The organism is Acinetobacter sp. LipI_23 (genome assembly GCF_058243045.1).
Map to the genome: position 1 here is coordinate 1,086,771 of NZ_JBZAYJ010000001.1, position 23,287 is coordinate 1,110,057.

At 41.6% G+C, this 23,287-nt stretch carries 16 protein-coding genes, 1 other RNA gene and 2 pseudogenes; 13 read left to right on the forward strand and 6 right to left on the reverse strand.

All coding sequences use genetic code 11. The annotated features are described in order from the left end of the window. Positions 1–24 precede the first annotated feature (24 nt). From AC4CVD_RS05355 to AC4CVD_RS05375, 5 genes are all read left to right on the forward strand, one after another. On the forward strand, positions 25–807 hold the full coding sequence (locus AC4CVD_RS05355) for a LamB/YcsF family protein (protein ID WP_490752318.1): 783 nt from the start codon (positions 25–27) through the stop codon (positions 805–807). Further along, positions 800–1,606, forward strand: a complete 807-nt coding sequence (locus tag AC4CVD_RS05360) for a putative hydro-lyase (RefSeq protein ID WP_490752320.1) — start codon at positions 800–802, stop codon at positions 1,604–1,606. Before AC4CVD_RS05355 ends, AC4CVD_RS05360 begins: the two co-directional genes overlap by 8 nt. Positions 1,607–1,640: 34 nt before the next feature. Further along, complete coding sequence (locus tag AC4CVD_RS05365) at positions 1,641–3,224, forward strand: 5-oxoprolinase subunit B/C family protein (RefSeq protein WP_490752322.1); 1,584 nt, start codon at positions 1,641–1,643, stop codon at positions 3,222–3,224. Further along, the gene (locus AC4CVD_RS05370) at positions 3,224–4,945 is read left to right on the forward strand and encodes an acetyl/propionyl/methylcrotonyl-CoA carboxylase subunit alpha (protein WP_490753489.1); all 1,722 of its coding nucleotides are present in this window, start codon (positions 3,224–3,226) and stop codon (positions 4,943–4,945) included. The genes AC4CVD_RS05365 and AC4CVD_RS05370 overlap by 1 nt, the downstream gene beginning before the upstream one ends. Positions 4,946–5,611: 666 nt before the next feature. Beyond that, positions 5,612–7,831, forward strand: coding sequence for a TonB-dependent receptor (locus AC4CVD_RS05375; protein WP_490752324.1), 2,220 nt, complete (start codon positions 5,612–5,614; stop codon positions 7,829–7,831). A gap of 121 nt (positions 7,832–7,952) precedes the next feature. Here the strand turns inward: AC4CVD_RS05375 and AC4CVD_RS05380 are convergent. After that, positions 7,953–8,593 (reverse strand): annotated as a pseudogene (locus AC4CVD_RS05380) (YajG family lipoprotein). Positions 8,594–8,896: 303 nt separating this feature from the next. Here AC4CVD_RS05380 and AC4CVD_RS05385 point away from each other — a divergent pair. Genes AC4CVD_RS05385 through AC4CVD_RS05395 form a run of 3 tightly spaced genes read left to right on the forward strand, consistent with a single transcriptional unit; the run spans position 8,897 to position 12,764 of the window. Then, positions 8,897–10,513 (forward strand): alkaline phosphatase, encoded by a 1,617-nt coding sequence (locus AC4CVD_RS05385; protein WP_490752326.1) that lies wholly within the window; start codon positions 8,897–8,899, stop codon positions 10,511–10,513. A 14-nt stretch (positions 10,514–10,527) separates the two neighbouring features. After that, positions 10,528–12,039: an alkaline phosphatase gene (locus tag AC4CVD_RS05390; protein ID WP_490752328.1), complete on the forward strand. Its 1,512-nt coding sequence runs from the start codon at positions 10,528–10,530 to the stop codon at positions 12,037–12,039. Then, positions 12,039–12,764 carry a hypothetical protein gene (locus AC4CVD_RS05395; RefSeq protein ID WP_490752330.1) on the forward strand — a complete coding sequence of 242 codons (726 nt, stop codon included), beginning with the start codon at positions 12,039–12,041 and terminating at the stop codon, positions 12,762–12,764. Before AC4CVD_RS05390 ends, AC4CVD_RS05395 begins: the two co-directional genes overlap by 1 nt. 73 nt (positions 12,765–12,837) lie before the next feature. On the opposite strand, the gene AC4CVD_RS05400 is transcribed toward AC4CVD_RS05395, so the two are convergent. Together AC4CVD_RS05400 and AC4CVD_RS05405 are read right to left on the reverse strand one after the other, a co-directional pair. Beyond that, the gene (locus tag AC4CVD_RS05400; RefSeq protein WP_490752332.1) at positions 12,838–13,839 is read right to left on the reverse strand and encodes a helix-turn-helix transcriptional regulator; all 1,002 of its coding nucleotides are present in this window, start codon (positions 13,837–13,839) and stop codon (positions 12,838–12,840) included. Next, a complete protein-coding gene (locus tag AC4CVD_RS05405) occupies positions 13,836–14,762 on the reverse strand; it encodes a diguanylate cyclase domain-containing protein (protein WP_131276292.1) in 927 nt (308 codons plus the stop codon). The genes AC4CVD_RS05400 and AC4CVD_RS05405 overlap by 4 nt, the downstream gene beginning before the upstream one ends. 324 nt (positions 14,763–15,086) lie before the next feature. On the opposite strand from AC4CVD_RS05405, the gene AC4CVD_RS05410 reads away from it, so the two are divergent. The 5 genes from AC4CVD_RS05410 to AC4CVD_RS05430 all read left to right on the forward strand — a co-directional run bounded on the left by AC4CVD_RS05410 (position 15,087) and on the right by AC4CVD_RS05430 (position 21,650). After that, a complete protein-coding gene (locus tag AC4CVD_RS05410) occupies positions 15,087–17,573 on the forward strand; it encodes a TonB-dependent receptor (protein ID WP_490752335.1) in 2,487 nt (828 codons plus the stop codon). Between the two features lie 76 nt (positions 17,574–17,649). Then, positions 17,650–19,629, forward strand: coding sequence for a phytase (locus tag AC4CVD_RS05415; protein ID WP_490752336.1), 1,980 nt, complete (start codon positions 17,650–17,652; stop codon positions 19,627–19,629). A gap of 105 nt (positions 19,630–19,734) precedes the next feature. Beyond that, positions 19,735–20,433, forward strand: a complete 699-nt coding sequence (gene tolQ / locus AC4CVD_RS05420; protein ID WP_004694253.1) for a protein TolQ — start codon at positions 19,735–19,737, stop codon at positions 20,431–20,433. Positions 20,434–20,445: 12 nt separating this feature from the next. After that, the gene (locus AC4CVD_RS05425) at positions 20,446–20,892 is read left to right on the forward strand and encodes an ExbD/TolR family protein (protein ID WP_490752339.1); all 447 of its coding nucleotides are present in this window, start codon (positions 20,446–20,448) and stop codon (positions 20,890–20,892) included. Beyond that, positions 20,889–21,650, forward strand: coding sequence for an energy transducer TonB (locus AC4CVD_RS05430; protein WP_419275001.1), 762 nt, complete (start codon positions 20,889–20,891; stop codon positions 21,648–21,650). Before AC4CVD_RS05425 ends, AC4CVD_RS05430 begins: the two co-directional genes overlap by 4 nt. A gap of 87 nt (positions 21,651–21,737) precedes the next feature. Here AC4CVD_RS05430 and AC4CVD_RS05435 read toward each other — a convergent pair. From AC4CVD_RS05435 to AC4CVD_RS05445, 3 genes and pseudogenes are all read right to left on the reverse strand, one after another. Next, positions 21,738–21,981: pseudogene (locus tag AC4CVD_RS05435) on the reverse strand (hypothetical protein); the annotation flags it as partial. A 738-nt stretch (positions 21,982–22,719) separates the two neighbouring features. Next, positions 22,720–22,903: non-coding RNA, 6S RNA (gene ssrS, locus AC4CVD_RS05440), on the reverse strand. 99 nt (positions 22,904–23,002) lie between these two features. Then, on the reverse strand, positions 23,003–23,287 hold the full coding sequence (locus AC4CVD_RS05445; RefSeq protein WP_004694243.1) for a cell division protein ZapA: 285 nt from the start codon (positions 23,285–23,287) through the stop codon (positions 23,003–23,005).

Sequence of the window (23,287 nt, forward strand, 5' to 3'; positions counted from 1 at the left end):
GTGAAGTGATAAAGGAATCAAGCCATGTTTGTAGATTTAAATAGTGACTTAGGTGAAAGTTTTGGTTCATGGAAAATGGGCAATGATGACCAAATTCTACCCGTGGTGACGAGTGCCAATATTGCATGTGGCTTTCATGCAGGAGATCCGCTGGGGATTTTAAAAACACTGCGTAAGGCTGTTGAATTAAATGTCGCGATTGGCGCGCATGTATCTTATCCAGACCTCGTCGGTTTTGGTCGTCGCAATATGGATGTGTCACGTGATGAGCTGATTGCCGATGTGTTGTATCAAATTTCTGCACTGGATGGTCTAGCTAAAGTGGCTGGTTCTCAAGTGCAATATGTGAAACCACATGGTGCACTGTATAACACCATTGCACACGACCACGCTCAAGCCGCTGCGGTGATTGATGCTATCAAGATGTATAACCCAGAACTGGTTTTGGTGGCACTGGCAGGTTCCCACTTGGTTGAGCAAGCACGTGCAGCAGGCTTAAAGGTTGTATCTGAGGCATTTGCAGACCGTGCTTATAACAGTGATGGCTCATTGGTTTCACGACGTTTGGACGGGGCTGTTTTACATGACTCAGCCTTGGTGGCACGCCGTGTGGTGTCTATGTTGAAAAATGGCGGCGTTGATTCGATTGATGGTGTATTTACCCCGATTCAAGCGGACACGATTTGCTTACATGGTGACACCGCGGGTGCTTTAGAGATGTCGGCTGCGATTAAAGCTGAACTGCTAAATCATCATATTGAAATTCGTCCCTTTGTCTTAAAGCCTCAGGAAGTACGCAATGTATAAGGATATCCGAGTCGATTCAGCGCAGCTTGAAGCCGCTTTAGCCGCACGTTTAAAAATCCGTGCAGGCTTTGACAAACCAACGGCGGGTATGGCTGCGGGCATGACGCAGGTCAATATGATTTCGGTACCTAAAGATTGGGCTTATGATTTTCTACTGTATGCACATCGCAATCCGCAAAGCTGTCCTGTTTTAGACGTGCTAGAGGAAGGTGTTTATGCCACAAGACTGGCAGAGAACTCAGATATACGCACCGACTTTCCACGTTATCGCATCTGGAAAGAGGGTGAAATGGTCGATGAAGTAACGGATGCGAGTGACATTTATAATGCGCATCCTGACTTGGTAACATTTCTAATTGGCTGTAGTTTCTCTTTTGAAACAGCACTGCAGGAGGCGGGCATTGAAGTTCGTCATATCTATGATCAGACCAATGTACCGATGTATTTGAGTAATATTCAATGTCAGCCTGCGGGTCGTATTTCGGGCAACATGGTGGTGTCTATGCGCCCAATTCCATCCCATCAAATCGCGGATGCCGTTAAAATTACAGCACGGATGCCAAGTGTGCATGGTGCGCCTGTACATATTGGACATCCTGAAGGTTTAGGCATTCGTGATGTGAATCAGCCAGACTTTGGTGATGCTTCACGTATTGAGGCTGGGGAAATTCCTGTGTTTTGGGCTTGTGGTGTAACCCCACAAGCGGCGGTGATGAACTCAAAAATTCCTTTTGCCATAAGCCATGCACCCGGTCATATGTTCATTACCGACATTCCTGATCGTGCATGGATAGGTTAAGCGGCAGGAAAGAACAATTAAAAAGGATAGGCACATGCGTTTTTTATCGGTAAACGCGGATTGTTTTCTTATAGAGCTTGCCAGCTTAGAGGAAACATTGGCGTTGTACAATAAATTGCACACGATGCAATTGAATGGAATTAAAGACTTAGTCCCTGCTGCAAAAACGATTTTGGTATTTTTTAATGAAATCGAGACCACCTTTAAAACACTGGTTGCTTCAATTCAGACTGTAAAAATTGGTTCAGGCGGTGAGCGTAATGCCCAAGAATTGATTATTCCTATCTGCTATACGGGCGAAGATCTTGCTCAGGTTGCAGAGTTACAAGGGCTTTCAATTGCTGATGTGATTTTGAAGCATCGTCAAAGTGTTTGGAATGTGGCTTTTATCGGTTTTGCACCGGGCTTTGCTTATATGAGCAGTCCCGATCGACCTTTTACAGATATTCCTCGTTTAGCTGTGCCACGTAAAAAAATACCGTCGGGTTCTTTGGGACTGGCAGGACAATATTCAGGGATTTACCCGAAAGATAGTCCGGGCGGCTGGCAGCTGATCGGTACGACTGCTGAAAAAATGTGGGATTTGGAGCGTAAAAATCCAGCGCTATTGTTACCGGGGATGACGGTCCATTTTGAAGATGTCACACATCAACCGACCACGGTTAGCGTAGCACAGCAAGTCACTCGTACAGTTGAGCCCAAACAATCCATGCCTTTATTTACGGTAACTGCACCGAGCCTACAGATGCTGATTCAAGATGAAGGGCGTTTTAACCAGACCAAGATAGGGGTTGGTGTTGCAGGGGCGATGGATGTATCAGCGATGCACAGTGCAAATCGAATTGTTGGTAACCCAACTCCGACGCCTGTAATTGAAGTTTTAAATGGTGGTTTGAAAGCCAAAATGCATCAGTCCGCAGTCATTTCGGTTACGGGAGCAATTTCAAACCTCCACGTGAAATTTAGTGATGGCCAAAAGGCTGACTTTGAGAGTTATCAAGCGATTGCCCTTGATGAAGGTGATGAATTTCAGATTCAAGCGCCGACGGCTGGACTGAGGAATTATCTGGCGGTTCGTGGTGGTATCGACGTGCAGCCTGTGCTGAATAGCGCCTCATTTGATAGTTTGGCCATATTGGGACCAGAACCTCTAAAAATGGGGGATATGGTTTATCAAGGACAGGTTGAAGTTTCAAATATCAGTAATACCGAAATTGCGAAGTTACACTTGCCCAAAGTCGGCGATGTGGTTGAGCTCGACATTGTGATGGGACCGCGAACGGATTGGTTCGAAGCGGAGAGCATTGAGCGCTTATGTCAGCAAGCTTGGCTTGTGACCAATGAAAGCAATCGAGTTGGACTGAGGCTTTCAGGTGAACAACCATTGCAACGCAAAATTACTCATGAGTTGGAAAGTGAAGGCACTTGTATTGGTGCCTTACAGATTCCACCCAGTGGACAGCCTGTATTGTTTATGAATGACCATCCTTTAACTGGTGGCTACCCCGTTATAGCGGCTGTGGCGAAGCACCATTGGGACTTGGTGGCACAGATTCCAGCAGGGTGCCAAATCAAATTTAAAAAAATGACCGAATTTACAGATTTTGAGAATGAATGATGACTACTGAAAAATTATTAATTGCAAACCGTGGTGAAATTGCCGTTCGTATTATTCATGCTTGCCGTGATATGGGTATTAGTTCAGTTGCGTTATATGCCGATGACGATATTGATAGTATGCATGTCGAACTGGCGGATGAAGCATGGGGTTTAGCGGGTGCAACTGCACGTGAAACCTATTTAAATATTCCAGCCATTCTTGAGGTTGCTAAAAAATCCAAAGCGACCATGGTTCATCCGGGTTATGGCTTTTTATCTGAACGTGCTGAATTTGCACAGGCAGTGATTGATGCAGGCTTAAAGTGGGTAGGGCCATCGCCAAGCGCCATTGAAAAATTGGGTGATAAAATTGAAGCACGTAAGATAGCCGCTTCAGTGGGTGCACCTTTAGTTCAAGGAACACAAGACCCCTTAAATAATGCTGATGAAGCCCTCGAGTTTGCAAAGCAGTTTGGTTTACCTATTGCGATTAAAGCCGCGTTTGGTGGTGGTGGTCGCGGTTTAAAAGTCGTTTGGAAACTGGAAGATGTAAAAGAGCTGTATGATTCGGCTGTACGTGAAGCGCAAGCTGCCTTTGGCCGCGGTGAGTGTTTTGTTGAGCAATACTTAGATCAACCACGCCATGTCGAAGCGCAAGTGATTGCCGATCAACATGGCAATGTAGTGGTTTTAGGTACACGCGATTGTTCACTACAGCGTCGTAATCAGAAGCTGATTGAAGAAGCGCCAGCGCCTTTTATCAGTGATGCAATTTATGAAGAAATTTTAACTTCGGCTAAAAATATATGTCAGGCAGCCAACTATGTCGGTGCGGGTACAGTTGAATATTTGCTGAGCCGTGATGGAAAGCTTTCATTTTTAGAGGTTAATACCCGCTTGCAGGTGGAACATCCTGTTACTGAAGAAACGGCCAAAGTCGATTTGGTGGTCGAGCAAATTCGTGTGGCTCAAGGTCATGAACTTTCAATCAAAGAAACCCCGAAAGTACAAGGGCATGCCATTGAGTTTCGTATCAATGCTGAAGACCCTGCTCGTGGCTTCATTCCTGCATTTGGTGTATTGAGTTTATTTGAAGCACCGTTTGGTCAGGGCGTACGCGTAGACACAGGTGTTCGTACAGGCTCGTTGGTGTCGAGTCATTTTGATTCGCTCATGGCAAAACTGATTATCACAGGCCCAACCCGTGAAATTGCGATCGCTCGGGCTAAACGTGCGCTGAAGCAATTTAAAATTGAAGGGGTTGCTTCGGTTTTAGACTTTCACCGTGCTGTATTAAATGAAGCTGATTTTACCGACATATTTAATGTCCATACTCGTTGGATTGAAAATGATTTTAAACAGGACTTAAAGCCAACGAAACGCAGTATTCCGAATCATCAACAGCCGATGTTACTCAGCTATATTGAAATTGATGGGAAATTACATCGTTTAGGCTTACCTGCGGGTATGTTTGCGCAAAATCCTACAATCACTGCTCAAGACCAACTAGCTACAGAAACAGCAGTGAGTGCCGAACACTTACTTGCTCCAATCAATGGCGTAATTAGCGCTTGGAAGGTAGAAAACGGGGAGCAGGTCGCAGAGGGGCAAGTGGTGGCGATTATGGAAGCCATGAAAATGGAAGTCCCTGTACTTGCACATCAAAGCGGGGTAATTCAGTTGATAACTCAGCAGGGAGTGACCTGTCACGCAGAGCATATTATTGGATCGATTTGCTAAAAAATTAAATCATGTGAATGAACCTGATGCAGTATTCAGCTAAGTCAGGTTTTTCGTTTTGAAACTCTTAAAAATTGAGGGCTGGTTAGCTTTGTTTTATGGACAAATGAAGTCGAAAGATGGTTCGATAAAGATTTAATAGTCCAATAAAAGCGTTATTTAAAGGGAAATCTTGTTTTTGGCGAGATGAGACAATATTAAACAGAGTTTAAATATATAATAAGGTGAAATAAATATTTGTATTTAAACAAAAAAATACAAAACTCTATGAAAAAATACCATATTGTTCAGAAGTATAAATAATGTGCCTACCATATGCCTACTTTTTAATGTTTTCAGCCTACCATTTGCCTACTAAATTTATTTGTAAAATTTAATAAAAAAAGGTGAATTAAACTGTTTTTTGAGATTTAGAGTTTACTCATTGCCGATTCATTTAAGCAAAAGCATCTGCTTTCTTATAAATCGTTTTCGATATTTGAAATTGAAGAAAGTAAATTAGGGTAGTTACTTCAATATTAGAAAATTACGTATCAAAATAGCTGAATATTTTTTTCTTTAAATTATTTATTTACAATAAATAATTTAAAGTTATTTGATAAAAAAATTGACTGTAAAGTAGACAAGAATTATTTTGATAACAATTCTTATTGCTATTTACAAATTATGAAAAAACCCTCTTCAATATCTATGTCTAAAAAACTTTTCCCAATATTGGCAACAACAGGGGTAATTTTCATTTCTAATTCGAGTTTTGCAGAGAACTCAGAAAAGGTTTCTCCATCAGAAAATACTGTACAACAGTTAGAAACAATGACATTCACTGCCTCACGTGCTGATGAAGTCCAAGAAAAATCAAAACAAGTGACAAAGTTAGATGAAAAACAAATTGAACTTTTAAAAAATGGTTCTTCAGGGAATATTGCAACTGTTTTAGCTAAAGCTGTGCCTGGCTTATCTGATTCAAGTCGTACAATTACAGATTATGGACAAACGTTACGTGGACGAAATGCACTTATCTTAGTTGATGGTGTTCCGATGAATTTAACGCGTGATACTTCTAGAGGTCTTTCTTCTATTGATCCGGAAAGTATTCAAAATATTGAAGTTATTCGAGGAAGCAACGCCATTTACGGTAGTGGTGCAGCAGGCGGGATTATATCTATAACAACTAAAGCTGCTGGTGGAGAACCTACAGCTAAAACTGTTATTGGCTTACAAAGCCCTTTAACTAATTTCCGTACAGATGCATTAAGTGGGGATATTCACCAATATCTTACGGGAAGTTTGGATAATTTTGACTATGCATTGGACTTTGGCTATCAACGTATTGGTAGTCCATATGATGCCAGTGGTGATAGAGTTGCTCCAGAACCCAGTCAAGGTGATCTTTATGATGCTGATGCCTATAGCATAGGGGGTAAAATTGGCTATCATATTGATGACAATCAATACCTACAGCTCGCAGCGAATTACTATAATGCAGAACAAGATTCTGATTATGCAGCTGATACGAGCACAAAAAAATATCCTCTTGGTAGTGTACCTGCTCAAGCAATTAAAGGTTTAAAATTAAAAGATCAAAATAAAAATGAAAATCAAATCTATAATTTGACCTATATCAATAAAGATCTATTAGGAAATAAAGTTGATGCACAACTTTACTATCGAGACTTCTTTACTCGCTTCTCACCATTTGATGCTCGCGGTAATGCCAATCGTGGAAAACAAGTAGATCAAATTTACCAAGAAAATAATGTCCTAGGTAGTCGCTTAACAGTCTCAACTCCACTTGAATTCTTGGGTGATACAACTGTAGTTTGGGGCGGTGACTTTAGTCGTGAAAAGAGCGAGATGCCCTTGGATATTTTTGACCCTCAAATTTATGATCAGTCCGGTGGTATCGAGTTTGTTAAAATTGGGAATCTTATTTATTTGCCTGAGCTCACAACGCAAAGTCTTGGCGGATTTGTTCAATTTAAGCATCAATTTAATGACCAATGGGCTGCTGAGATTGGAACTCGTTATGAAGATAGTTACGCTGAAATCGATAGTTTCATCCCATTATCTCAGTTAGGTAAACCAAACCCTTATACAGTCCAAGGGGGTAAAGTTAAAGCTGATGCATGGTTATATAATGCAAATGTTACTTTCTCTCCAACTGATCAACATTCGATATACGGCTCTTTTAATCAAGGCTTTCAACTTCCTGATGTTGGTTTAGTTATACGTAATGCTGGAGTCGGTTTTAACCTTGCTTCATCATTTTTAGAACCTGTAAAAGTTGATAATTATGAGCTTGGCTGGAAGGGTGATTTTAAAAATATCTCATCTAGTTTTGCTGTATTCCATTCAACCTCTGACCTTGGAGGTGTTCAATCTTTTAACAATGGATTGGTTCTTGCTAGAACAAAAGAGAAAGTTTCTGGTGTTGAAGCAACTATTGACTACATTGATGATGTTAATGTTTGGGGGACTGGGGGGAGTGTAACGTGGATGAAAGGTCCTGAAACTCCACAACACACGAATAAAGAACAAGATATGACGGGCTTTAGAATCCCACCATTAAAATTGACTGGTTACATCTCTTATAGTCCAACTGATACTTGGACGAATAGACTACAGGCAACTTACTTTGGTGCGAAGGACTACAGATTGAATGGCGTAAACGGTTTTGGTCGTTATGATGTGAAATCTTATACAACGGCCGACTTAATCAGTAGTTTTGCGCTTAACAAAAAAGATACTGTAACTATTGGTTTAGAAAATATGTTTAACCGAAAATATTACCCACTTTATAGCCAATTGCTAAGATCTGGTGACAACACAAGTAACTTAGTAGCAAATGGAGCAACGTTAAAAGTTTCTTATAGTCATAAGTGGTAGTACCTATCTTTATTTGTGGTTAAAAAAACATGGGGCATTAAAGAATGGCCCATGTTGTAACGTATAGCATTCGTTAGCTTTTAAGGCCCTCTACAGAGGGCTTTTTTTACTTTATAGCTATTTACGGATTTGCTTTTGGCAATGCAGAAATTAATTTAGTTTCATAATCATCAAGCACCCCATCAATGTTTTCTACCCATTTCGTACCATTGGCAATTTGAGCTGATTTTGTCACCTTGCTATAAATGTGGAGAGGGGCTGTATTCAAGTCTTTCGCATTCACGACATTTGTATCTATTTCTGAGTGAATTTTGATTGATGCAAATCCAGGCTGGAACCATGACCAAAATTTATTAATTTTAATGGTGAGGATTAGATCGGCATTTGCTCGATTGAGTTGATTGTCTGCAATGACTTCATAACCTGATTGTTTAAGTGCATGAGCTGTACGTTTTTGTAATAACTCAGACACGGTCTCTTTTTCTAAAAGAATATCGCCTAATGCTTTTCCGTAGCCATTTCTTTTACGCGCAACAGCTTTCGCTTTTTCTTCAGCAGTTGCTTTGGCTAAACCATCCTTTAAAGACGGAATATCAGGTGTGGTGGGTTTGTCTTGGAATGTTCTATTATCTTCGACCAGCGCGATAATTGCTTTCTTAGATGAGAGGATGCTGAAGTATTAGGCGCAGGAACTTGAATCAGTCCGCGTGATGTAGCACAGCCTGAAAGAGTGGTTATCAAGAGCCCCATAGCAAGTAACATGGAAGAGCGTTTCATTTAAGATCCCCGAGATTGGTGGTTATTGTAAAAAAGTGCATAAAGTTAATAAGATACGTTATAAAAAAGCTTAACTATTTCATTTTTAGCAGTAATTCAAAAGATTGGTTTGTAGAAGGCTGGGGATTTTGATTGAATTTTACCAAAAAGTAAATAATAACTATTGTCAAATGAGAATAAAGACGTTGGATTGCGTTACAAATTTGACGATTAATATTGATGCTTAAATGTCATCGGATTTAAATATCCGAAGTGTATGGTTCAGCCATCTTTAGATGGGTTGATGCCATGCTCGGTTCTCTTGAAAAATTCCAATTAAAAACAATCAGCGTGGTATGTATAAGTTTCAGCGCTTTATTGCTTACCGCTTGTCAAACTACTAAGATAACGCGAAATCAACAAGCCAATACCGAGCAACAGCTCCAACAAGAAAAAGTCCAACAACCGAAACGTGTGATCTTTTTTTTGGGTGATGGTATGGGCATCACCACGCTTACCGCTTCACGTATTTATGTTGTTGGTGAAGATGGTCAGTTGGCGATTGATCGGCTGCCTGAGTCTGCTTTTGTTCGTACCTTTTCTGAAGATGTGCAAGTCACGGACAGCGCACCTTCGATGGGTGCGTACATGACCGGTGTGAAGATGAAAAACGAGGTGATCTCGATGCAGACAGGGACAATTGCGGTTGAACCTGACTCAGTAGGGAATAACCAGTGCGCTAGTAACCCACAAAACAAAAATAAGCAAAACACACAGACTTTACTTGAGTTAGCCAAAGCAAAGGGCTGGGGGACAGGGGTTGTGACCACAACGCGGATCACGCATGCCACACCAGCATCGACTTATGCGCATATATGCCACCGTGATGCTGAAAATGACATTGCATCACAGTTGGTCCCGAGTTCAAAAGGCGATGATTATCAACGCTATAACCTCAAACTCAAAGATGGAGTCGATGTGGTTTTAGGTGGAGGTAAGCGTCAATTTTTGCCTAAAGATGCAGGTGGAGAACGTACTGATGGGCGCAATCTAATTACCGAGATGCAAAAGGCAGGCTACCGCGTGGTTTTTGATGAAAACCAACTGTCCCAAGTGCAACTGGCGAAAAATGAAAAATTATTGGGTTTATTTAATCACAGCCATTTAAATTACGACTTGGATCGCACCAAGAAAAACTTGGCAGAGCCGAGTCTCAAGCAAATGACGCTGTCTGCTTTAGACATCCTGACGCAAAATAAAAAAGGTTTTTTCCTGATGGTGGAGGGCGGGCGTATAGATCATGCGCTGCATGACACCAATGCCAAACGTGCTTTACAAGACACGATTGCCTTAAATGATGCTTTAGAAGCAACCATTCAAAAGCTTAAACAAAGTGATCCTGAACTTAAAAATACACTGATTGTAATCACAGCCGACCATGATCACACCTTGGTTTTAAATGGTTATGCCAAGCGTACAGGAAAATACGTCGAAGGTAAGGAAACCAGTGTGCTTGGATTGGTAAAAAACTATGATCAAGCGGGCTTTGCTCAAGATATTCATGGTCAACCTTATCCGATTATCGGTTTTGGTACGGGCAAAAAACGCCCCACTCAAAACCGTATGGATGACTTGGTACTGAACTTAAAAGACACTGATGTCTGTCATCCTGTACAAGGGCCAAAGGCACCACAAGGTGAAAAATATAGTTTCACCTATCCTTTGGCTGAAACGGGTTGGTGTACGGGCACTGCTGCGGATGATTTCCAACAAGAAGCTGTGATTCAAACGGGCTATAAAGATAAAGAAACGCATGGCGGTGCAGATGTGTTTTTAGGTGCGATTGGTCAGGGAGCCGATCAGTTCTCAGGTAGCCTTGAAAATATTGAGGTCAATCACCTCATTCGTAAGATCACAGGCTTATAGCAGAGGGATATTACATGAAACATACTTTAAAAACCCTCCCATACATGATGCTTCTGCTTACAGCGTCGATTTCTTCAAGTGCTTTGTATGCTGCGGACACCACAGTTACACCAACGAAAAGCGTTATATTCTTTTTAGGCGATGGCATGGGGCCAACCACAGTGACGGCAAGTCGTATTTATGCTGTGGGGGAAAATGGCAAACTGGCCATGGACCGCATGAAGCACGCAGCACGGATTAAAACCTATTCTGAGGATGGTCAAACCACAGATAGCGCTCCCTCTATGGGCGCCTATATGACTGGGCAGAAAAATAAAAATGAAGTGATTGCCATGACAACAGGAACGGTTGCGGTCGAACCTGAAGAAGGAAAATTGCCGAATGGCAAAAGCTTAGCGAAAGCCATCAACCGTTGTCCAGAACAGGGCAGTAGTATGGTCGCAGGGATGCCTGCGTTAAGTATTTTAGAACTGGCAAAAAAGCAGGGTAAAGCGGTTGGCGTAGTGACGACGACCGAACTCACCCATGCCACACCTGCGGCAACCTATGCACATATCTGTCACCGTGATGCGCAATACGATATCGCGCTTCAAGCTGTTCCAAAAGGTAAAGCTTATAATCCAAACTTATTGGATGGCATTAATGTCCTTATGGGAGGCGGCTTAAATCATTGGACGCCTTATGATGCAGTCTCTAACCCCAAAGGGCGCTTGGATGGTCGTGATTTATTGGCAGAGTTTAAACAGCAGGGTTATCAAACCGTTTTAAGCCAAAGTGATTTGGCACAGACGGTCAATACTCAGAAAATTTTCGGCGTATTCTCCACACAGTCGCATTTAAATTTTGATTTGGACCGACTCAAGAAGAATATAGAGACTGAACCGAGTCTGGCGGCGATGACCAGTAAAGCGATTGATGCACTGCAAGCACAGAGTCATGGACAAGGCTATTTCTTGATGGTTGAGGGTGGGCGTATTGACCATGCGCTACATGCCAATAATGCCAAACGGGCATTGCAGGAAACCAAGGCATTTAATGATGCAATTCAAACTGCACTGGATAAAGTGGATTTGAGCAATACCTTGATTGTAGTGACGGCAGACCATGACCATGTGATGACCTTTAATGGTTATGCCGCACGAACGGGTCAAACGACGGAAACTAATCCAGGTATTTTGGGGCTGAGCTATGATTATAATATTGCAAAAGAGCAAAATGCTTACAGCAAAGTGCTGGCTGATGGCCAAGTACATAATCCATACCGCGATGTAAATGGGGCAACAGGAACGACGCTTGTTTTTGGAAATGGTACGGGTAAACGTTTAGATATTCGTGACAGTATTAGCAACGAGCAAGCCTTTGCTGACGACTATAAACAAGAAGTCGGGGTACAACTGACGAAAAGCGAAACGCATGGTGGTGGAGATGTGATGCTGTTTGCTGAAGGAAAGAATTCAAACCTATTCAAAGGCACACAAGAAAATACATGGGTATTTGAGCAATTGAAAAAGGCGTTTGGATTTTAATGGATACAACATTAATACGACCTTTAAAACTCAAAACGTTGTTTGTGGCGTTCTCTTTAAGTGTGCTCAGTCCATGGGTATGGTCGGCCGATGAATATCGTATTGATTATCAGATTGAACGGTTGAATGCCAATGGGGTCACGACCATTCAAAAATACAGTGAGAAAATAATTCGAGATGAGCAAAATATTTGGATTGAACGTTTAAACACACAAACGCATGCTGACGAAGCCCAGACACATAGCAACACTCATGTGTCTGCCAAAACAGACACCCATGAGCATGTGAGTTTTGACAGTGCAATTCAGTGGATGCAGCGCAAAGATGTAGTCGGGCAAGCAAACGTAGAAAGTCCGTTTCAGCGTTTTTATATTTTGCCAGATGAAAAAATGCGGGTGCAATTGCAGGATGTCGATCAAGAAATGCTAGGGATGAAAAACTGTTGGCGCTGTGAATATAGTTTGATTCATCCTGACATTTTAAAGCGAGCACAATTGATTCAACGTGATCCGAAGTTAGCGCATTATCAAATACGCAGTGCTGGGCAAACGTTGAATATTATATGGAGTGAACAGGATCAACTGGTTCAAAAATATGAATTGCTCAAACCGACCTCAGGCTATGCCAAAACCTTTACCGTGCGCAAAATTGGCCAACATGTTGCTACACCTTGGACACAAACAGAAAAATACAGCGAACGTGACTATGCGGACTTTAGTGATTAGCCGATGAGTTTTTGACTTTTAATTTCGACGTTACAATAGAAATACCCGTGATTTTTTTGGGAAAAATAAGCGCTTAGGACTGTGCCGCTTGTACGGTTAAACCACTCCACCGCTTAAACGCACGTCGAAAATTAGTGGCATCGTTAATTTGTAAATACTGAGAAATCTGTTCAGTTTTAAAACCATGTACACGATATAAAATGATGGCAGTATGCAAACGACTTTGATCGAGTTGCGCCTGAAAATGGGTCTGATGCTTTTTCAGTTTACGTTTTAAGGTGGCAGAACTCATTTGAAAATAGTCAGCGGTTTGTTCAAGTTGAATATTATTTTGAATATTCTGCATTAAATATTGGTGCAAACTGAGCAAAAAACTCTGTTGAATATTTTGAGCTGTCATTTCTTTCAGCGCATATTGATAACTGATTGAAGCTAAGGTCGAAGAGGCATTGGGAAGTTTTTCATGGACCAAGTCACGAGGCAGGCTCATCATGTTGATCGGGCGATTAAATTCTAAAGCACTGCCTAAATGCGTCCAATATTGTTCAATATAATCCGGTTCAGAAAAATTAAATTCGAATTTCCACGCTAACTTGGTTTGATACAGTTGACGGCTAAATGCTTGTATTGCACTCATTGCGCTTTCGATTAAAAAGCGATTTTCAAGCTTGTTTTCATCTAACCAATAAATATGAATATGGCTTTGACTATACATGAGTCGAGGGCATAACCACGGTGAAACAGATGCGGAAAATGTTAAATAACGGCTAAGCGCCTCATCAAAGGTCGATGCATACAGCATGGATTTAATGGCGTCATTAAAGGGGGTGGTTAGGCTGCGTTGACCGAATAAAAAACTGATGTCCTGATTGCGAAAACACTGCTCTGCATTTGTTAAAACCTGTTGTAACTGTTGCTGGCTAATCAGCTTTTGCCCTGAAAAGATATCTTCCAAGAAAATACCGCTACCACTGAGTAGGACGTGATGTTCGACTTCATGGCTGACTGCTAAATCAATTAAAATAGACAATTGATGATGCGCAGGAATGTAGCTGTAGTCGCATTCAAAGCTCATACGGTGACTCGCTTTGGTGAGTAGTATTGCTTCACTTGGAGCAATTGCTGATTTAAGGCACTCAAAAGTTGCTGAGCAGTTTGGTATTGCCCGACTGAACAGCAGGTCGTGAGTGCTTTTAAAGGAATATGCACGGACAAATCACGTTGATAATAAGCACTGACCATAAGCATGCGCTCAAGCTGAGCTGCCATTTTTTCAGCCTGTTGTAGCTTCGTCTCTGGTAACAGCATAATAAAACGATCTCCTGCGAAGCGGCAGAGCAGGTCTTGTGGTCGTAAGTTTAAGCTAATCAATTGTGAAACATGCTGTAAAATAGATGTGCCTTCATCAAAACCATGTGTTTGATTAATCTGATTAAAATTATGCATATCTAACAATATGACGGACATGTCGCTGGGTTCATGCAAGTTTTGCTCAATTGCAGCTTTTAGCTGTGTTTTAAAGTAATGCGCATCGGCCAAAGGGGTGAGTGCATCGAATAAACGGTGATCCCGATAAATACGTTCTCGTTTTTGCATGTGTTTAGAAATCGCCAGTTCTTCTTGATGCCAAAAATAAATCCCGATGGTAAATAGGCACAGTCCAATTGGAAAAGGAATGGACTCAAGCCATGCATCCCACATGATTTCTTTAGGTAGGCGAATAAACTCATCTAAGCTGTCCATCCACATATGGAAAAAAATAAAACACAGTCCATAAAAGATATAGTTAGTTACACGGCCCAAAGGACGGCTTTTAATAATAAAGAAAATCCAAATACCAATAAAAACAGTTGCTCCCCCTTCACCTAAAATATCGACCCAGTTCCATTCAGCAAACGACTTGCTCTGTCCAAGTAAGATAAACAACCACAGGGATAAGCTACAGGCAGTCGCTACACATAATAAAGGCCAGCGGTAGTAAGCAAAGTATTTAGGCATAGCATTTTTTGAAATGATTTATTTTCGCCCAAGCTAAACAGATTTAGATGACAGTTTGATGGCAAAGGCTAGAGTCAAAATAGATCAGTGTATTTTTGATTTTTGAGAATAAAAATGCTGAAAAACCCTATCTTTGAGGTGAATATGCATCATTCTGTATGCTCAGTATTTTCTCTATACAGATCAAATTAGCTCACTTTTTGCTGAAAATGGCCAAAAACAAATAAAAAGGACAGGCAGAAAAAAAGACTGTCACATCATGTTCACATTCAATTTCTATTGTGCGTTCAAACCATGCCACTTTGGCTTGAGGGGAAGAACATAATGCAAAATAATCAGAGCCGTTTCATGAAACATAAGCGTGCGGGTTTTCAGCTCAGCACACTGGTCCTGTCAATGCTGAGCATGACGCATCTACATGCCGAAGATAACACGGTGGAATATGTACAGGTCATTGGTCAAGCTGCAAGTATGGATAAAGCACTCAAAGAACAAAAACGTGCCGACCAAATCAGCAGTGTGGTACATGCCGATGGCATTGGACAATTACCCGATGACAATGCCGCAGAAGCGTTGCAACGGATACCAGGTGTATCTACAGAGCGTGACCAAGGCGAAGGACGTTTTGTTTCCGTTCGTGGTTTAGGCGCTGACTTAAATGCAGTAACCATCAATGGCACTTTGGTTCCCGCGCCTGAAAGCGATCGCCGTGGCGTAGCATTGGATGTCTTACCTTCAGAGCTAGTACAGTCATTGGCTGTGGTGAAAACGCTGACACCAGACATGGATGCCAACTCATTAGGTGGTACGGTGCAGGTTGAAAGTTTATCGGCTTTTGACCATGACGGTTTGTTTTATACGGGAACGGTTGAAGGTGGTTATGATGAAAAACGGGAAAAATATAGCCCTAAAGCATCTGGTGCTATCAGTAATCGTTTCAGTGTTGGTGAGCGGCAAGACAACCTTGGGGTGGCACTGGCACTGAGTTATCAAAACCGAAAATTTGGCTCGGACAATGTTGAAACGGGTGGGGCTTGGGATGGTGACGCACTTGAAGAAACCGCAATGCGTCAATATGACATCGAGCGTGAGCGTATTGGTGCGGGTTTAAACTTTGATTACCGTCCGAATGACACAGGCGAATACTATTTAAGAACTTTATATAGTCGCTTTAAAGACACTGAATCACGTCAGGAAGTGGCGGCTGAATTTTCTGATCCACAACTTGCAGGCCAGCGTGGTGATGCAGAAGTGACTCGTTCACTGAAGAGCCGTGAAGAAACACAAGAAATACAGTCTTTTGTCCTCGGTGGTAAGCAAGGTTTTGGCACGTGGACGGTGGAAGGTCAGCTCGGTTATAGCGAAGCATCGGAGGAAAATCCAGGGGGAATTTCGGGGGCAAAATACCAAGGTGATTTTAGTAATGTTGGATTTAATAGTACGCAAAAACCTGTAATTACGGCAGACCAAGATTTTTATGATGCGGCCAACTATGAGTTAGATTCGGTGTCGTGGGAAAAATCTAAAACCACCGATAAAGAATACAACGGTAAATTAGACTTTTTGAAAGACTATATGCTGGGGAATTATGCTGCTGCATTGAAGTTCGGCGGAAAAATCAGTCAACGTGAAAAAACCAACAATACCGATGAATGGAAATATGAAGATCTCAGTACGTCAAGTTCAGATTTCAATTCAAACAGCCATTATGAACTGGGTCAGTTTGGTCCAACCATTAATGAAAACGCCATTAAGGACAAAATTAGTGGACTAAACGCTGCTGACTATGTGGTTGCTGACGGTTCAATCATTAATGATTTTAAGTCGAATGAAGACATACAAGCGGCTTATGTCATGAATACGATAGATATTGATCAACTGCGTGTGATTGCAGGATTACGTTATGAAAATACCAACTTTGAAGCACGTGGTTTTGAGTTCAACGATGATGTGATCACTGCGACTAAATATAAAAATGACTATGATCATTGGTTGCCAAGCCTACATTTACGTTATCAATTGGCCGATAACGCTTACCTCCGTGCCGCTTGGACCAATAGTGTGGTACGTCCAAACTTTGCGCAAAGTGCACCAGGTGTTTATATCGATGGCGATGAAGCTGAGTTTGGTAACCCAATGTTAAAGCCTTTAGAATCTTCTAACTTTGATTTGGGGGTGGAAAAGTATTTTGGCAAAGCCAGTATGGTGGGTTTCTACGCATTTTATAAAGATATCGATAACTTTATTTATAACACCAATATTGCAGGAACAGGGCAATGGGCTGACTTTGATGAAGCTATAACCTATAAAAATGGTAATGAAGCAAAACTGTACGGGATGGAGTTTGCCTACTCACAAAAGTTTGACCATCTAGGAGCACCATGGAACGGGTTCTTGTTGGGCTTTAATACGACCTTCAGTAAGTCAGAAGCAGATATTGATTCGATGAAAGATGGCGAACTTCTGAGCCGTCGTATTCATTTACCAAACCAGTCGGATGTGGTCGGTAATGCCATGATTGGTTGGGAAAATGAGCGCTTTGGTGTACGACTTTCAGCAAATTATAAATCGAACTATTTGTATGCATTAGGTGATATCGACACACCAGAAAAAGACATTTATACCGACGACCAAATCTTCCTTGATTTCAGTAGTCATGTGAATTTATCTAAAAACTTACAATTGAAGTTTGATGTGCAAAACATCACCGATGAAACTTATTACAACTATGCAGGTTCTAAGGCTTATAACGCGCAATATGAAGAATATGGCCCAGCATACAAACTTGCACTGACCTACACCCACTTTTAAGTCGAATTAAATTTAGTTCCCAGGTTTGCTCAGCAGAAGCAGACCTGAGGTTCCTTGCCCAATTTTGAGTGTCTCTATGAAATTTTCATCTTTTAAATTGTCAGCCTTAAGCAGTTGCTTACTGTTACTGACAGCATGTAGTCAACACAGTGTGCTTCAGCCTACGCAGAGTAGCCAATTGTTAAGCCCAGTTGAAATACCAATAGATCAGCCCATGGCAGCGAAGTTGCAACTACGTGAAGTCGACATGAATGGGGCGAAAACTGAGGATGTGCAATGGTTAACCTTGAATGCATGGCCTGAAGTTGCCGCACTGTTGAGCAGTAAAAATAAAGGGCTACAAATTTTAGATGATCAACAAAATGTACTACATCAAATTCAAGGTCAGTTTGGGCGTTTTGATTATCGGATTGGTTCGGAGCATTTATTGATTGCTGCGTCAAATGTGCAACAACAGCAAATTCAACTGATGAGCATGAACTTAAAAAATAAAGCATGGGACAAACCTAGCTTTATTCCAAAGCGTTCATTTAAGTCTGAAGATGTTTGTCTATATACCGACGATCAAGGGTTGAGTTTTGCTTTTTTAGTGGGTGAAGAGGGGCTTGGTGAGCAATGGTTGGTGGCTCAGCATGAGAAGGCTTTGGTTCAACCACAGTTGGTACGTCGTCTCAGTTTTCCACCTGCCAGCAGTGTATGCAAAGTGAATGATAGCACCGCAGAGCTGTTCATTAATGAAGAGAATGTTGGGGTTTGGGTATATCCAGCTCATTCTGAAGCTGACATGGTGCGTCAAGCGGTGGATCTCGTACAACCCTTTGGTTCGATGCAAGGTTCACCCTCTACAATTGCGATTGTAGATGATCATATCGCTGTACTCGGCGCAGAAAAACCTTTGCTTTATCGTTATCAAAAGCAAGATAAGCAATGGAAAGCACAGCCACCTTTACAACTAGATATGGTGAAAGAAGCAGAGACTTTGAGTGTTCAAGGTAATTTAACCGATAAATCCTTGCTGATTTTAGATGATAAAACCGTAAAAGTGACGGATGCGGAATGGGAAACTCAGACCCAGACCAAAGCTCAGAATATCATCACCATTCCAGCAGAAGTGCAGACGGAGGGTGTGCCAAGTACAGGTGACGCGGCTGATGATCCTGCGATTTGGCATAACGCTACACAACCGAGTCAATCCCGCATTTTAGCGACAGATAAACAAGGTGGTTTACAGGTTAACGATTTACAGGGCAAAACCGTGCAGTATTTGCCAGTAGGGCGATTGAATAATGTTGATGTACGCCACGGTTTTAAATGGGGCAATCAGACAGTCGATTTGGCTGTGGCATCGAACCGAGATCATAACAGCCTGCATCTCTTTGCGATTCAACCTAAAACGGGCAAGGTTTCTGTGCTTGGCGAGCTAGCAACTACATTGGATGATATTTATGGCATTTGCATGTACCGCGACGCTCAAGGGGAAATCTATGCCATTCCCAACGATAAAAACGGGACTTTTGTTCAATACCACATCACGGCTGCACAGCAAAAATTACGGGCTGAAGAAGTACAACGTTTTTCAGTGAAAACCCAACCGGAAGGCTGTGTCGTAGACGATGCCACAGGGCGTATTTTCTTGGGTGAAGAAGATGTCGCAGTGTGGGTAAAAGATCTCAACCCAAAAACTCAGCTCCCTATGCAGCAGGTGATTGGAGTAGGAGAGGTGATGCATGATGACATTGAGGGAATGGGACTTTATCACGGCAAAAACCAAAGTTATTTGGTGGTTTCAAGCCAAGGCAATGACAGCTTTGTGGTGCTTGATGCCGCAGCACCTTATAAGGTTCGTGGCGCATTTCGTGTAGGCATCAATATCGACAAAGGCATTGACGCTGTGTCTGAAACAGATGGACTAGATGTGAGTTCCCTAAATTTTGGTGGCAAATGGAAGCAAGGCATGTTGGTGGTGCAAGATGGACGTAAACGTATGCCTGAAACCAATCAGAACTTTAAATATGTGCCGTGGGAAAAAATCGCTCAAGCCCTGCATTTGGACTAAATAGCGCTTTAGTACCTGAGTGAGTACATGGGCTGCTAAAGAATCACAGCCCATTTTAAAAATATATATGTACTGCACCATGCAGTAAAAAAATTGGAGTGCGTTATGCAAGCAACAATGGATCAAATGTCGGTTTGGATGTTGATTAGCCATGCCAGTGTGTTGGTGAAAGTAGTGATGTTGATTTTGGTTTTATCCTCAGTAGTAAGTTGGTATTTAATCGTGCGTCACGGTATGTTACTTCGTGGACAAGAGCAGCTTTGGAACCGCTTTTTAAAGAATTTTAGACAGCAAAAAGATCTCAATCTTTTACAGCAAGACTACCAACAGCCTGAACAACAAAAAGGAGTTGTCAGCATTTTTCAACATGGGGTTGATGAATACCATCAATTGATCAAAGATGAGCAACTTACTACAAGTGATGTAATTGATGGGGTAGAACGCCGTTTGCTCAGCAGCATCAGTGAAGAAGAAGAAAAGCTTCAGCAAAATCTCACCTTTCTTGCAACAGTTGGTTCAGTCAGCCCTTATATAGGCTTATTTGGAACGGTTTGGGGCATTATGAATGCGTTTATTGGACTGTCTGCCGTTGAACAGGCAACCCTCAATACAGTTGCACCAGGAATTGCAGAAGCGCTGATTGCAACAGCCATTGGTTTATTTGCCGCTATTCCTGCGGTAGTCGCGTATAACCGCTTTTCGGCACGTGCTGACAAGCTTTCCAGTCGTTATTACGGTTTTGCCAATGAGTTGCAAACGCGTATTTATCGTTTGTTGGGGCACACTGAGCGCGCTTCGCGTTAAGGAGCAACAGCCATGATTAAGCGTCCTCAAAAATTAAAACTCAATGCTGAAATGAATGTGGTTCCTTATATTGATGTCATGTTGGTGCTATTGGTGATTTTTATGGTGACTGCACCGATGTTGACACAAGGCATTCAAATTGATTTGCCTAAAGTGGATGCCAATGTCATGCCCGCGTCACAACAGCAGCGTATTGTCACTCTGTCTATTCAAGCCAATGGTCAGTATTACTGGAATATTGGTCCGGAAGTGAATACCGAAAAAGTCACGGATCAGGCCATTGATTTAGCCACTATGCAACAAAAGCTCGTTCCGATTATTCAAAAAGATAAAAGCTTACAGTTTTATGTACGTGCCGATCAGGATGCTGATTATCAACTGGTTGCACAGGCCATAGCATCCTTGCAAAAAAGTGGGGTAACGAACTTGGGGCTAGTGACAGAGGAACCACAATCATGATGGCAACCGTTTCCAAAATTAGGTTTCGTGATCAAGGTCTAGCGCTTTCGGTCACGGCTGGATTACATATTGCGCTAATTGCATGGTTATGTACGGTTGAGATGCATGAAACATTGGTGGAACCTAAGCCGAAAACCATTCAATTACAATTTGTGCAAATACCACCTCCAGCCAAACAGCAACCAGAACCTAAAAAGCCTGAACCGATAGTCGAAGAAAAGCCGCTACATGAGCCTGTCAAAAAACAGGTTGAGAAACCTGCTGAAGCCCAACCGAAAACCACCAAGAAGTTTGTAGAGTCGCAGAGCAACAAAATTGTACCTACAGTGGTTAAACCGACCCAGCAAGTCGTGAAGGAAAAGCAAACGGCAACAGAGGAATCTCAGAAAACAGTAGATACGCAGTCTAAGGCGGATATACCAACTCAGACGAAGACCCAGAAATCAGTAGAACCTAAAGCACAAACTCATCCTGAAACATTTGATGTTAAAAATTACCAACCTGTTGCAAAAATAGCACCAGCCTATCCTGAACAAGCTTTGGATCGTAAACTTGAGGGGGATTGCACAGTGATGTATAGCGTAAATGAAAAAGGACGGGTAGAAAATCCTAAAGCACAAGGCGATTGTCATCCGATGTTTGTACGACCTTCGATACAGGCTGCACTCACTTTTAAATATCAGCCTCGTCTCGTCGATGGCAAACCGACCAGTGTGTCGAATGTTAAAAATACCTTCCAATATCGTATTGAAAGTTAATTTTATGTACTAGCTCAAACCTGAGCTGGCAGTTACTCATTCTTTCATATGTCTGTCTGGTTAAATTTGAACTAAATTCTTTTTAGCCTAAATTTTCTTTCTATCAAGAAACGTTTCAAATAGTGTTCGTCTACAGCACATTTTTCCTTGAAACGTTTTATGGAAACGTTCACAACCTACATATATTTGAGGGTTGCTGCTTTCGTTTTTATGTGATTAATATTCTTAATGGCTAAATATTATTAATGGCTAAATATAGGTCTTCATCATGTTGTTCTACTTGACTGAAAAACTTCGTGTCGATATCTATCAGAAGTCGGAGTATAGGTACGTTTTACGATTGATAGAACCAGTTTATTCAACTTAATGTCATCTCGTGCCATTTTAGCTTCCAAGCATTTAGTTGCTTCTTAAATAAAGTTCTTAAGATCATGTCGAGGTGATATGAAGTGAACAACACTTTTTGAATCAACTACACCATTCTTGCAGAATTCATTACTGATACGATGTTGACCTACTGGATTACAAAATCGCTGATGACCTTTGATGAGTAGTGAGGGATATTTTTTGGGTTATAAGCGTCATCTAAACTCGGGATTAATTCATCTATTTTCTTTGCTTGCATGAAATTACGTTTCAATGGCTCTTTTTGAGCAACAGGTTCAATATCTTGATCGAAATAATACACGTTTAGCATTTGTATGTGCTTGTTCTAGGGTGTACACACCATGCTTACCAATAGTTTTCCTTTTATTTAGGCCATTCGGCATGAGTGTTTCAATAAAGTAGATTTTAGATTGGGTAACAACAACACTAAAGCTAATGGTAATAGAGTCACGATAAAAAAACTTTTTCCCTGATATCTCTAGAGGGAGACTATCAATAAATGTTTTTATCAGCTTATGTCTTTGCCCCATTGCACTTTTTAACTGATTGAAACAATACATAGAAATATAGCACAATAATTTTAGAGCCTACCGTAATGCCTACTTTTGATGATTTATGCGGATTGAAGTGAACAGAGCGAGGGAGGAGTTCAGTTATAAGCTTATTGTTATTAAAATAAATAAAGTACTCCGAAGATGCCGCTGCATGTGTCGTTACCCTGAACCCGATGAGTTCAAGGTGGACGCGACGTATACTTGCTGGGTTTCCCACATGAAAGTGGGCATACACTCTAAATATACAGAACACATCCATAAGTTTAAGTATCGGCAGGGGAATAGACCCGCTGGCGAACACCTCAGAGTTGCCTTAAGTATAACGAATCTCACGCTGATGGCAACTCATACACCGCTACGAACTGTAAACAACTGGAGTAAGTGTTGATACTTTATTCAATTAAGTCGAGTTTAAACAAGTTCCGCAACGTCATCGATAATATTTGCCAGTAATCGTTCTGCGTGTGCATACTCTTGTAGTGTTTTATTCATCGACAACACTTCTTGCATTAACTCTAGTGCCACCATAATGATAATTTTACTGGGTTCTACCCGTGGCGCTTTACGGCGAAACTCATCATATTTATCATTTAAAAGCAGAGCTGCACGTTCAAGGTCGGCTTTTTCTTTTTCCGTTGTGACTAAACGAAAGCTATGGCCTAAGACACGTAATTCAACGGTAATTGGTTCGCTCAT